The sequence below is a fragment of the Armatimonadota bacterium genome (assembly GCA_035527535.1).
GTDB lineage: Bacteria > Armatimonadota > Hebobacteria.
This window is the reverse complement of the sequence record DATLAK010000176.1, coordinates 39,183-52,378: the sequence shown is the minus strand read 5'-3', so window position 1 is coordinate 52,378 and position 13,196 is coordinate 39,183. Positions and strand designations below refer to the sequence as shown.

Below are 13,196 nucleotides of genomic sequence, written 5' to 3'. Positions count from 1 at the left end.
CGCGATCGCCGCGGCGCAGGCTGGGTGGCGCTCGGTTTCGTCGCGGTCGCCGCCGCGCTGGCGGCGACCGTTGCGCTGCCGATCCTGATCACCGGCCACGAAGCCAGCTACCTATCCGGTTTCGCGGTTCCCGGTCTAGGGGCGGAGCTGACCTTCACCGTTGACGCCCTGAGCGCGCTCTTCCTGATCCTGATCGTGGTCGGGGCGCTGATCGCCACCCTCTACTCCATAGACTACATGGAGTCGTACCCGGAGCAGAACCTCGCCCGCTACTACGGCCCGCTGCTGCTGTTCATCGCGGGGATGATCGGCGTGGTCTGCGTCGCCGACTGGTTCTTCTTCCTCATCTTCTGGGAGTTCATGACGCTCGCCAGCTACTTCCTGGTGGTGTTCGAGCGCGAGAACCCGGTTAACCTGCGCGCGGGCTTCAAGTACTTCCTGATGACTCACGCCGCGAGCGCGCTCATGTTCGCGGCGGCGATCATCACCTGGAAGGCGGGCCCCGTGCACCAATTCGGTTTCGCCTCCGCGCAGGTGTCGCTGGCGGGCATGGCGCAGGCGCGACCGTGGCTGCTGCACCTGGTGCTGGCGATGTGGTTGATCGGCTTCGGCACCAAGGCGGGCATGTACCCGTTCGGCGACTGGCTGCCCGACGCCTACCCGGCCGCGCCCTCCAGCGCTACCGCCGTGTTTTCCGGTGTGATGAGCAAGATGGGAGTTTACGGGATTGCCCGCGTCTTCCTGTGGCACGCCTTCCCGGCCCTGAGCGCCGACGCGGTCGTCGCCTGGGGGCTGGTGATCGCCGCCTTCGGCGTTGCCTCCGCGGTCATCGGCAGCATCGCCGCCGTCCAGCAGAATGATTGCAAGCGCCTGCTTGCATTCTCCAGCATCGGTCAGATGGGCTACATCCTGATGGGTTTGGGCGTTGGGCTTGCGTTTCTGCGCCTGCCCGCACCGGGGCCGCTGTTCGGGGCGCTCGCGCTGCTCGCGGCATTCTACCATCTGGTCAACGACGCCGCTTTCAAGTCCCTGCTCTTCCTCAACGCCGGCAGCATCGTCTATGTCACCGGCACCCGCGACCTTAACCGCGTCGGCGGTTTGGCTGCGGTCATGCCCGTCGCCGCCGTGACCGCGGGCGTCGGCGCGCTGGCGCTGGCGGGCCTGCCGCCGCTCAACGGCTTCGTCAGCAAGTGGATGCTCTACCACGCATCCATCGTCGGCGGCCTGCACTATCCGGTGTTCCTGGCGGTGGGTCTGATCGCCCTCATGGTGAGCGTGGTGAGCCTGGCGTACGCGATGAAATTCGTCGGCATCGCCTTCATGGGCAAGCCGGCCGCAATCGCCGGCGGCCGCGGCCGCGGCCTGCCGTGGACGATGACGACCGCGCAGGTGCTGCTGGCGGCGGTCTGCGTCGCCCTGGGGCTGGCGCCGGTGTGGGTCGCCCGCGCGATCTACGGCATGCTGCAGGCGCCGGGTCTGGAGCTGGCGGCGCCGGCGCAGATCCTGGCGGGTTCGAACTGGACGCTGCAGCTGGTCGCCGGCCGCACGGTGGCAGCGGCGGCGTGGAACCCATTGCTGCTGCTGGGCCTGCTGGCGGGCCTGATGGTGGTCAGCTATGGCATCATGCGACTGGGTGGGGCGCCGGTGCGCGTGGTGGGCACCTGGTACTGCGGCGAGGAGCACGCGGACGAGCTGGTGCGTTTCCGCGCGCAGGGGGTGTTCGCACCCTTCAACCGTGCGTTCGCGGGCATTTACCCGCGGGTGCGGCTGCCGCGGGTTGCGCTGCCGGGCTGGGTCCCGCGCGTCTTCGACCTCGATTCGTGGCTGTACGCGCCACTGGTGCGCGGGGGCGGGCGGCTGGCGGAACGCTTGAGCCGCACCCACGTCGGCATTCCCCAGATATACATGCTGTGGCAGGTGATTGGCGTGATCGTGGTGCTGGCGCTGCTGTTCCTGGTGGTGAGGGGTTAGGCGTTCGCAGGCTGGAAGCCTGCGCCACAAAGGGCTTACAGCCCTCGGGCGGCTTCGCCCCGGGGCAGGAGGATATGAGAACGATGTATTTCTCAAATAACGGGCTGCTGGCCGGCATCAAGCAGCGCGCCGGCCGCGGGTTCATAGAGTCGCGCGAGCCGGTGGACCGCACCCTGTACGTGCGGCTCGACAAGGAAGCGATCGTGCCCATGGCGGACTATCTATTCAACCAGGTGGGCGCGCGCTTCCTGATTACGGCGGGCACCGACCGCCGCCAGGCCCACCGCGGTTACGAGATCAACCACATCTTCGCCATGGACGAAGACCACGGCTACGTGTGCCTAGTGGCTGAGGTTGATCCCAACGACGCGAAGATTCAATCCATCACGCCGGTGGTGCCGGGGGCGGGGTGGTCGGAGCGGGAGTTCCAGGATCTGATTGGGGTCGAGGCGGAGGGCCACCCCGACCCACGGCGGCTGGTATTGGCCGACGACTGGCCGGCGGGGGTGCACCCCCTGCGCAGGGACGTGGCGTACGACCTCAAACCGCCCGCCGACGAGGGGGCGCGGGTGCAATTGAAGGAGCCGCCGCCGGGGGCGACCGTGCTGCCCATCGGGCCGTTCTTCCCGGTGCTGGAGGAGCCCGCGCAGCTCCGCCTGTTCGTGGACGGGGAGCGGGTCGTCGGCTGCGACTACCGCGGGTTCTACAACCACCGCGGCATCGAGAAGCTGGGCGACACGGTCCTCAACTACAACGAGATCCCCTTCATCGCCGAGCGCATCTGCGGCATCTGCGGCTTCATCCATTCCAGTTGCTACTGCCAGGCGGTCGAAGTGGCGGCCGGCATCGAGCCGCCGCCCCGCGCGCGCTACATCCGCAGCCTAATGCTCGAGATCGAGCGCGTCCATTCCCACCTGCTGTGGCTGGGCATCGCCACCCACATCATCGGCTTCGACACCCTGCTCATGCAGAGCTGGCGCATCCGCGAGCCCATCATGTGGCTGTGCGAGCAGATCGCCGGCAACCGCAAGACCTACGGCATGAACATCATCGGCGGCGTGCGCCGCGACATTCCCAAGGAGCTTCACCCCAAGGTCCTCGACGTGCTCGACAAGATCGAGAAGGAAACGCTGGCGGTCGCCGACGCCCTGCCCGGCGACTCGACCCTCATGCTGCGGCTGAAGGACGTCGGCCCCCTGACCTATGAACACGCGCGGGCGATGTGTGCCGTCGGGCCGACGGTGCGCGGCTCGGGGCACCCGCGCGACGCGCGCGTGGATCATCCCTACGCCGCCTATCCCGAGCTCGAGCCCAAGGTCTGCTACCACGACGAGGGCGACGTGTTGGCGCGCACCCTGGTGCGGGTGGAGGAGACCTTCGAGTCCATCCGTCAGATTCGCAAGGGGCTGGCGGAGATGCCGGAGGGGCCGCTGGTGACGCCGATTGAGGACGAGATTCCCGCCGGCCTCGAGGGCATCAGCATGGTCGAGGCGCCGCGCGGCGAGGCCATCCACTACGTGCTGACCGGCGACAACAACCGCCCCGAGCGCTGGCGCGTGCGCGCGCCGACCTACCCCAACCTGCAGTGCATCCCGGCGATGGTGCAGGATCAGGAGATCGCCGACGTCCCCATCACCCTGGGGAGCATTGACCCCTGCTTCTCCTGCACCGAGCGGGTGGAGGTGGTGGACGTCGAGCGCGCGCAGACGCGGGTGTACAGCAACGACGAGCTGCTGGCGCTGTCGCGCGGGAAGAGCGAGCGGAGGAGCTAGATGGGTTACCCGCTGATAGTGGGCATCGTCCAGGTGCTGGTGGTGCTGCTGCTGTCACCCTTGCTGGAGGGGGTAATCCGCAAGCTCAAAGCGCGCATTCATTCGCGCCAGGGGCCGCCCATCATCCAGCCCTACCTGGACCTGCTGAAGCTTTTGGGCAAGGAGGACCTGCGTTCCACGGGGAGCCTGATGTTCCGCGCGGCCCCAGTGCTGGTGATGGCGGCGGTGCTGCTGGTCGCCCTGCTCATTCCCATGGGCGCCGGCGTTCCCTTGGGGGGATCGAGCGACCTCATCGTTCTGCTCTACATCCTGACGCTGGCGGGGGTGGGCGTCATGCTGGTCGCTTTCGCCTCGGGCAGCCCTTACGCCGCGGTCGGCGGCAGCCGGGAGATGATGATGATGCTCACCACCGAGCCGGTGATGGCGGTCGCGTTGGTGGTGGCGGCGCTCAAGGCGGGCACCCTGCGCTTCGACGGCATGGTCGCTTGGCAGCTCGCGCATCACCCCTACGTCTCCACCGTCATCGCCGGCGCCGCCTTCTTCCTGGCGCTGCAGGCGCAGGCCGGCAAGCTGCCCTTCGACATCGCCGAGGCTGATCAGGAGATCATGGGCGGGCCGTTCATCGAGCTCAGCGGGCCGCGGTTAGCGCTGATGAAGTGGTGCTTCCACATGCGGCTGCTGCTGTTCTCGGTGCTGCTGGTGCAGGTGTTCGTGCCGTGGCCGGACCTGGGGGCGGCGGCGCTCAACGTCGTCGCGACCCTGGCCAAAGCGTTCGTAGTGGTGGTGCTGGTGGGGCTGATAGATGTCGTCAATCCCCGGCTGCGCATTGACCAATCCATGACCTACTTCGCCCGCGTCATCATCTTCGCGCTGGCGGCGATTCCGTTTACGATGATCGGGAAGTGAGGAGGCGCCGATGTTCACGAGCAAGCTCAAGGAAGCGCTCATCTGCCTGCGCGCGGGGAAGGTCACGCTGCCCTATCCGCTGGTGCCGATGGAGAGCCCGGAGGGCTTTCGCGGGCGGGTGGTGATAGACGTCAACCGGTGCATCGGCTGCGGCGGCTGCGCCGAGGTCTGTCCGACGCGTCTCATCCGCGTCTCCGATCCGTCGCCGGAGAAGCGCGTGCTGGAGCTCGAGCTGGAGCGCTGCGTCCACTGCGGACGCTGCGAGGAGGTGTGCCCGGAGCAGGCGATCACCCTCACGCGCGAGTTCGAGACCGCCACCAACGACAGCCACCAGTTGCGCATTCGCGCCGAGATCTTCATGGGTCCCTGCCAGCGCTGCGGGCGCTGCTATATCCCGCCCACCGCGCTCGACGAGATGCAGGTCACCGGCTTCCGCCAGCCGCAGCCGGAACCGGAGCGGCAGGCGGAAGCCAGGTAGAGCCGATGTCGGTCGCGAGAGGAATCAGCTCACATGTACAACGATAGCTTGATCGGCACCCTGAGCCTCATCATGATCATCACCTCGGTGAGCGCGGTGGAGGCGCGCAACCTGCGGGTAGCCGCCATCGCCTACCTGGTGCAAGCGCTGCTCATCTGTGCGCTCATCCTCACCTTCGCCGCCGGCAACCCCACGCTCTACTGGTGGGCGGGGGTGGCGTTGATCACCAAGGCGATCATCACGCCGTGGCTGCTGCTGTCCTACGTGCGACGCACCACCGATCGCGAGGTGCGCGCCATCATCGGCTTCGGCCCGTCGGTCATCCTCGCCAGCATCATCCTCGTCAGCTTCTACAAGCTCACCCACGCCCACGCCGATTTCCTGGCGCCCACCACCGTCGCCACCCACGAGGTCTTTCGCACCAATCTCGCGGTCGCGCTGACGGTGTTCGTCATCGGCCTCTACGCCATCTTGTCCCGCCGCGACGCCATTAAGACCGTGGTCGGCTTGTGCCTGCTGGAGAATGCGGTGCACCTGAGCCTGATCAGCCTGGCGCCCGGCATCCGCGAGACCGCCCTGGTGGGGATCGCCACCGAGGTCGTCATCACCGTCTATCTGCTGCTCTACATCATCTCCGGGATCTACCAGAAGTTCGGGTCCACCGACACTTACAAGCTGTCGGAGCTGCACTGGTGAGAACCACCAAGGCACAAAGGCACCAAGGAAGCGTGGGGGCGCAATTCATTGCGCCCCGTCCAAGTGGGCGTGATGAATCACGCCCCTACAACCGGCAAACGAGGAAGCGTACATGCCTAATCAGGTAGTGTCAATACTACCCGCGCTGCTGCTGATGGTGCCGGCGGCGGCCGGCCTCATCTGCTACCTGCTGGGGCGAGTGAGCATCGCCGGGCGCAACACGGTGGTGGTACTGGGCGCTGCCGCCACCACCGGCATCGCCTTCCTCATGCTGCAACAGGTGCTGGCCCGCAAAACGGTGCTTACCACCTGGGGCGAGGAGCTGCGGGTGGACGGCCTGAGCATGACGCTGGTGCTGGTGATCAGCGTGGTGGGGCTGCTGGCGTGCATCTACTCCATTCGCTACATGCGCCACCAGACCGCCATCCACTGGCGCGACATCACCGAGCAGCGGCTCAACACCTTCTACGGCCTGCTGTTGGCCTTCATCGCCACCATGCTGTGGGGGGTGGTGACCAATAACATCATCATGCTCTACGTCGCGGTGGAGGCGACCACCATCGCCTCCGGCCTGCTGGTTGCCTTCTACTGGGACCGGCGCGGGCTGGAGGCGGGCTACAAGTACCTGATGTTATTGACGGTGGGCATCACCTTCGCCCTCTTCGGGTCGGTGCTGATGTACGCGGCCGCGGCCTCCCAGCCCGGGCTCTCGGGCGCCGGCGCGCTGCTCATCACCCGCATCCGCGAGGTGGCGCCGGACTTTCCCCGCAGCATGGTCATCGTCATCGCGGCGCTGCTCATCGTCGGCTTCGGCACCAAGGCGGGCATCGCCCCCTTCCATCCCTGGCTGCCCGACGCCCACGCCGAGGCCCCCAGCCCGGTCAGCGCCCTGCTCTCCGGCGTCATGCTCAAGATGGCGATCTACGCCCTCGCCCGCACCGTCACGATCTTCTATCCCACCTGGCCGACCATCACTGTCTTCCTCGTCGGGCTCGGCGCCTTCACCATGGTGCTCGGCATCGTCATGGCCATCGTCCAGACCGACATCAAGCGCCTGCTCGCCTACAGCTCGGTGAGCCAAATGGGCTATATCCTGATGGCCTTCGGCATCGGCACCTATCTCGGCTTCTACGGCGGCATCTTTCACCTCGTCAATCACGCCATCTACAAGGCGCTGCTGTTCCTGAGCGCGGGCGCCATCATGTACGCCACCGGCATCCGCAGCATCCACGACCTGGGCGGCCTGGGGCGCAAGATGCCCATCACCTCGGCCTGTTTCTTCGTCGGCGCGCTGGCTCTCAGCGGCATGCCGCCGTTCAACGGCTTCATGAGCAAGATCACCATCTACCTCGCCGCGGCGGACGCCCACATGTGGTGGGCGGCGGGCATTGCCATCGGCACCGGGGTGCTGACGCTGGTGGTGCTGGTACACGCGGCCTACGCGATTTTCTGGGGCCGGCCGCAGACCGATCGCCTGCACCTCGACCAGGTGCGGGAGGTGCCGGCGTCGGTGTGGGCGCCGATGGTGGCGCTGGCGCTGTTGTGCCTGGTGCTCGGCGTCTATCCGCAGCTCTTGTACCCGCTGCTCGATCGCGCCGCCCGTGTCTTGTTGCCGGCGGGGCAGACGCTGATCGCCCTGGGGAAATGAGGCAGGGGCGCACGGCCCTGCGCCCCTGCGAAGCACTGTCGGGGCGACCGTAGGGCAGGAGCTTGCCTCCCGCCCCGAGAGAGGTTAACACAAGTGAGCATTCTCAAATCGCTGTCGGCGAAGGTGCTGCCCAAGTCGCTGTGGGTGTATCACACCAACACCGGCGCCTGCAACGGCTGTGACATCGAGATCATCAACGTCCTCACCCCCTACTACGACGCCGAGCGCTTCGGCATCAAGCTCGTGGGCTCGCCGCGCCATGCCGACGTCTTGCTCGTCTCGGGGCCGGTAACGCGCCAGGTGCTGCCCGCGCTGCGGCGCCTCTACGAGGCGGTGCCGAATCCGAAGCTCGTTTTCGCCTTCGGCTCCTGCTCGGTCGGCGGCGGCATCTGGTATGACAGCTACAACATCATCGGCGGTGTGGATAAGGTGCTGCCGGTGGATTTCTACGTGCCGGGGTGTCCGCCGCGGCCGGAGGCCATCCTCTACGGAGTCGCGGTCGCCCTCGGCCTCGCCCCGCCCAAGGTGGAATTTCAGGACCTGGCCCAGGACGTGCCCCCCGAGCTCGAGGAGGCATTCCGCAACGCCCGCGAGCGCCTGGAGGCCTGTGCGGGGGGCCCCGCGCGCCCAAAGGGATGACGCCTCTCGGCGTCCGGGGGTCGAGAAGCGAAGATGGCGCAGGGGCACAGCATGCTGTGCCCCTGCGCCATCTTCCGGCGTACTGCCCACCCATGGCGGCCCTTCGCCTTGTCTTCCTTGTCGTTTAGCTCCATAATGGAATGCGGAGGGACAATCTGGCAGCGCCCGCATCAGCGCGCAAGGCAGCCGCTTACTTGAGAGCCAGAACCAAGGCCACGGTTAAAGGCATCGTGCAGGGGGTGGGTTTCCGCCCCTTCGTGTACCAGCTCGCGCGCTCGCTCGACCTCGGCGGGTGGGTGCGCAACAGCTCCGAGGGAGTAATCATCGAGGTCGAAGGGGAGAACGGGCGAGTGGAGGAGTTCGTGCGCTCGCTGCGCGCGCAGGCCCCGCCGGCGGCCGACATCTCCGCCATCACCGTGCACCCGCTCGCGCCGACCGGGGAACGCGAATTCACCATCCTCGCCAGCGCCGGCGAGCAGCCCCCCGAGCCGGTCATTCCCGCCGACATCGCCACCTGCGCGGACTGTGGGCGCGAGGTGCGCGAGGCCGGCGACCGGCGCTTCCACTATCCCTTCACCAACTGCACCAACTGCGGCCCGCGGTTCACCATCATCCGCGGCATCCCCTACGATCGCCCCCACACCACCATGGCGGCGTTCCGCATGTGCCCGGCCTGCCAGGCGGAGTACGACGACCCTGCCGATCGCCGCTTCCACGCCCAGCCCAACGCCTGCCCGCGCTGCGGCCCGCGCGTCGCCCTCGACGACCGGCCGGCCGCGGGCGGCGACCCCGCCGCGCCGGTGCTGCGCGCGGGGGAACTGCTCGCCGCCGGGCGCATTGTCGCGGTCAAGGGGCTGGGCGGATTCCATCTGGCATGTGACGCGCGCAATGCGGACGCCGTGCGCGCCTTGCGCCGGCGCAAAGGGCGCAGCGACAAGCCGTTCGCCCTGATGGTACGCGACCTGGCGGAGGCCGGCCGGCTGTGCTCGATCAGCGACCAGGAGCGGGCACTGCTGCAATCCCCGCAGCGCCCGATCGTCCTCTTGTGGGAGCGCCCGCAGAATGGCATCGCGCGCGAGGTCGCACCCCACAACCGCTACCTGGGGGTCATGCTGCCCTATACCCCGCTGCACGCGCTGCTCTTCGAGACCGCCCCGCCGGCCCTGGTCATGACTAGCGGCAACCTCGCGGAGGAGCCCATCTGCCACCGCAACGACGAAGCCCGCGCCAAGCTCGGGGGCATCGCCGACAGCTTTCTGACCCACGACCGCGACATCCACCTGCCGTGTGACGACTCGGTGGCGCGAGTGGTGGCCGGCCGGCCGATGCTCGTGCGCCGCTCCCGCGGGTATGTGCCGCGGGCCCTCGCTTTGCCGCAGGTGGCACCGCCGGTGTTGGCGGTCGGCGGGGAGGAACGCAACACCTTCTGCATGATCGTCGGCGACCGTGCCGTCGTCAGCCAGCATATCGGCGACCTCGACAACGTCGAGACGCTGGATTACTTCGAGCGGGGGATCGAGCATCTGGGCGCGCTCTTTCGCTGGCGCCCGGAGATCATCGCCCACGACCTGCACCCGGAGTATCTGTCCACCAAGTACGCGCGCCGCCGCCGCGACTGCCGCCTCGTCGGCGTGCAGCACCACCACGCCCATGCGGTATCGGTCATGGCCGATGCCGCAGTGCAGGGCCCGGTGCTCGCGGCCTGTCTCGACGGCGCCGGCTATGGCCCCGACGGGGCGGTCTGGGGCGGCGAGTTCTTGCTGGCGCGGCTGACCGGTTTCGACCGTTGGGCTCATCTTGCCTACGTGCCCATGCCCGGCGGCGCGGCGGCGGTGAGACGGCCCGCGCGCATGGCGCTGGCATACCTCATGCGAGCTTACCCCGATGACGCGGAGCTGGTCGCCCGGTCGCTGATGCCGGACCTCGAGCCGCGCGAAGTGACGGCGGTGATGGCGCAAGCTGCGCGCGGATTCAACTCGCCGCCCACCTCGAGCATGGGGCGGTTGTTCGACGCCGTCTCGGCCCTGCTTGGCATTTGCGCCGAAGCGACCTACACCGGGCAACCGGCGGTCGAACTCGAAATGGCAGCGTGGCAGAGTGTAGGGGCAAGGCATGCCTTGCCCCTACGGCTGGACACCTCTGTCCGCCCCTGGCAGATTGACCCGGCGCCGATCATCCGCGGCGTGGTGGACGATCTGCGCGCCGGTGTGGAGCGGGCCGAGATCGCGGCGCGGTTCCATTACACCATCGCCGCATTGATCGGCGACGTGTGCGAGCGCATGGCCCGTGACACCGGGTTGACGCAAGTGGCCCTGGGCGGCGGCGTGTTCCAAAACGCCTACTTGCTGGAGCTGCTGGCGAAGGATCTGCCGCGGCGCGGCCTGGAGCCGCTGCTGCACCGCCAGGTGCCGCCTAACGACGGCGGCCTCGCCTTGGGGCAGGCGGTGATTGCCGCCGCGATATCAGTCGCGGCTGGGGGATTGGCTCCATAATCTCCGGATTATGGTGCCTGTCCCCATTTCTGCAGAAAGGTGAGACGCGGACTATGTGCCTGGCCATCCCGATGAAGGTGGTCTCGATGGAGGGCGGCCGCGCCATTGCGGAACAGGAGGGGGCGCGACGGGCGGTCAACGTCGGGCTGCTCGACGAGGTCAAGACGGGCGATTACGTCCTCGTTCACGCCGGCTACGCCATCGCGCGCGTGGACGAAGAAGAGGCGCTGCGCACCCTGGAACTGGTGCGGAATCTGGCGGAACCCGCCGCTCCCCCGGGGGCCGATGATGAGGCACGTTGACGAGTTCCGCGACCCGCGGGCGGTGACCGCGCTGGCCGCGGCCATCAACCGCATCCCGGCGCCGCGGGCGCGGCTGATGGAGGTCTGCGGCACCCACACCATGGCGATCGCCCGCTACGGCCTGCGCGAGCTGGTGGCGGCGCGCGCCGAACTGGTGGCGGGGCCGGGGTGCCCGGTGTGTGTGACCGCGCAGGGGGACCTGGACTGGTTCTTGGAGGCGGCACGGCTGCCGGGGGTGGTGGCCGCCACCTTCGGCGATATGATGCGCGTGCCGGGGAGCCGTTCGACCCTGGAGCGGGAGCGCGCGCAGGGCGCGGACGTGCGCGTCGTCTATTCGCCCGCCGACGCGGTGGAACTGGCGCGGCGCAACCCCGAGCGGCAGGTCATCTTCTTTGGCGTCGGCTTCGAGACCACCGCCCCGGCGGTCGCCATGTCGGTGCTGGAGGCGCGCGCCAAGGAGCTGACGAACTACCGCGTGTACTGCGCGCACAAGCTGATTCCACCCGCGCTGCGGGCGCTGGTGGAGGCGCCCGATGCTGCGGCTGCGCCGGGGGCAGGTGCGGCGGTGAATGGCTTCATCTGCCCCGGTCACGTCAGCGTCATCATCGGCAGCCGCCCCTACGAGTTCGTGGCGCGCGAGCATGGGGTGCCGTGCGTGATCGCGGGGTTCGAGCCGGTGGACGTGCTGGCGGCGGTGCGCATGTTGCTGGTGCAGATCGCGGAGGGGCGCGCCGCGGTCGAGATCGAATACGGGCGCGTAGTGGCGCCCGCGGGCAACCCGCGAGCGCGGGCGGTGGTGGAGGAGGTGTTCGCGGTGGCGGATGCGCGGTGGCGGGGGCTGGGGGAGGTGCCGCGGAGCGGGCTGGCGTTCAGCGCCGCGTACGCCGAGTTCGATGCGCGCCAGCGGTTCCAGGTCACCCCCGCGCCGGCGGTCGAGCCCGCCGGGTGCCGCTGCGGGGAGGTGCTGCGGGGCGTGATCCTGCCCGCGGAGTGCGCACTGTTCGGGGGGCAGTGCACGCCGCGCAGTCCCGTCGGCGCGTGCATGGTGTCGAGCGAGGGCGCGTGCGCCGCACACTACCGCTACCGCCGCAGCGGGAGTCCGACATGAATGACGACGTCATCCTCCTCAGCCACGGCGCGGGCGGCCAGCTCATGGCCGAGCTGATCGAGCACGTCTTCGTGGCGGGCTTGGACAACCCGATCCTGCGCCGGCGCGAGGACAGCGGGGTGATCCAGGTCGCCGGTCAGCGCCTGGCATTGACTACCGACAGCTTCGTCGTGACCCCGATCATCTTCCCCGGCGGCGACATCGGCAAGCTGGCGGCCTGCGGCACGATCAACGATCTGGCGGCGTCAGGCGCAGGGCCGGCGGCGCTGGCTGCCGCCTTCATCCTCGAGGAGGGGGTGGAGCAGTCGCTGCTGCGGCGGGTGGTGGCGTCGCTGCGGGCGGTGGCGGATGAAGCCGGCGTATCGGTCATCACCGGCGATACCAAGGTCGTGCCCAGGGGCGCGGCGGACCGCATCTTCATCACCACCACCGGCCTCGGCGTGGTGCCGCCCAACGTCGAGGTCTCGGCGTCTGCCGCCCGTCCCGGAGACGTTATTCTCATCAACGGCGGTCTCGGCGAGCACGGCATGGCGATCATGTGCGCGCGCGAGGGCATAGACCTGGAGCTCGACCTCGGCAGCGACTGCGCGCCGCTCAACCGCCTGGTGGGGGCGCTGGTTGAGGTGGGCTGCGACCTGCACTGCCTGCGCGACCCCACGCGCGGCGGGGTCGCGGCGGCGCTCAACGAGATCGCGGAGCAGTCGCAGGTGTGCATCGAGCTGGACGAGGAGCGCCTGCCGGTGGCGCCGGCGGTGCGGACGGCGTGCGAGCTGCTGGGCCTCGATGCGCTGCAGGTGGCAAACGAAGGGAAGATGCTGGTGATCCTGCCCGCGCCGGAGGCGGAGCGCGCGCTGGCGGCGATGCGGGAGGCGCCCTACGGGGCCGGGGCGACGGTGATCGGGCGCGTGCTCGAGGGCCCGGCGGGACGGGTGCAGCTCAAGACGGCAGTCGGCCCGACGCGCATCATTGACCTGCCGGTGGGCGAACCCATGCCGCGCATCTGCTGACACGCGCAAGCGGGAGAGCATCGCGCGGACCTGGAAGGAGAGGAGAGAGACGGCCTCCGCATGATGATGTAGGGGCACGGCATGTTTACTTACCCGCGCCGGAGGCGGACAACTCTGGAGCGCCGCGCCCCTACACCTGCTGCGCCTCCGCGCGAGAGTTATTCCCAGCTATCAGCA

General features: G+C 68.5%; 11 protein-coding genes. All 11 read left to right on the top strand.

Annotation, left to right across the window (positions count from 1 at the left end; translation table 11 throughout):
• On the top strand, positions 1-1,971 hold a 1,971-nt coding region (locus VM221_12805), incomplete at its 5' end, for a proton-conducting transporter membrane subunit (GenBank protein ID HUT75700.1).
• A gap of 74 nt (positions 1,972-2,045) precedes the next feature.
• Entirely contained in the window at positions 2,046-3,743 is a 1,698-nt protein-coding gene (locus tag VM221_12800; protein ID HUT75699.1) for an NADH-quinone oxidoreductase subunit C, read from the top strand.
• A complete protein-coding gene (locus tag VM221_12795) occupies positions 3,744-4,649 on the top strand; it encodes an NADH-quinone oxidoreductase subunit H (GenBank protein HUT75698.1) in 906 nt (301 codons plus the stop codon).
• A 10-nt stretch (positions 4,650-4,659) separates the two neighbouring features.
• Entirely contained in the window at positions 4,660-5,127 is a 468-nt protein-coding gene (locus tag VM221_12790) for a 4Fe-4S dicluster domain-containing protein (GenBank protein HUT75697.1), read from the top strand.
• A gap of 33 nt (positions 5,128-5,160) precedes the next feature.
• Positions 5,161-5,823: an NADH-quinone oxidoreductase subunit K gene (locus VM221_12785; GenBank protein HUT75696.1), complete on the top strand. Its 663-nt coding sequence runs from the start codon at positions 5,161-5,163 to the stop codon at positions 5,821-5,823.
• A 112-nt stretch (positions 5,824-5,935) separates the two neighbouring features.
• Positions 5,936-7,471: a proton-conducting transporter membrane subunit gene (locus VM221_12780; protein HUT75695.1), complete on the top strand. Its 1,536-nt coding sequence runs from the start codon at positions 5,936-5,938 to the stop codon at positions 7,469-7,471.
• 99 nt (positions 7,472-7,570) lie between these two features.
• Positions 7,571-8,110: an NADH-quinone oxidoreductase subunit B family protein gene (locus VM221_12775; GenBank protein ID HUT75694.1), complete on the top strand. Its 540-nt coding sequence runs from the start codon at positions 7,571-7,573 to the stop codon at positions 8,108-8,110.
• A gap of 194 nt (positions 8,111-8,304) precedes the next feature.
• Positions 8,305-10,602 (top strand): carbamoyltransferase HypF, encoded by a 2,298-nt coding sequence (gene hypF, locus VM221_12770; GenBank protein ID HUT75693.1) that lies wholly within the window; start codon positions 8,305-8,307, stop codon positions 10,600-10,602.
• A 53-nt stretch (positions 10,603-10,655) separates the two neighbouring features.
• Positions 10,656-10,904 (top strand): HypC/HybG/HupF family hydrogenase formation chaperone, encoded by a 249-nt coding sequence (locus VM221_12765; GenBank protein ID HUT75692.1) that lies wholly within the window; start codon positions 10,656-10,658, stop codon positions 10,902-10,904.
• Positions 10,888-12,012: a hydrogenase formation protein HypD gene (gene hypD / locus VM221_12760; GenBank protein HUT75691.1), complete on the top strand. Its 1,125-nt coding sequence runs from the start codon at positions 10,888-10,890 to the stop codon at positions 12,010-12,012. The genes VM221_12765 and hypD overlap by 17 nt, the downstream gene beginning before the upstream one ends.
• Complete coding sequence (gene hypE, locus VM221_12755; protein HUT75690.1) at positions 12,009-13,019, top strand: hydrogenase expression/formation protein HypE; 1,011 nt, start codon at positions 12,009-12,011, stop codon at positions 13,017-13,019. The genes hypD and hypE overlap by 4 nt, the downstream gene beginning before the upstream one ends.
• Positions 13,020-13,196 lie beyond the last annotated feature (177 nt).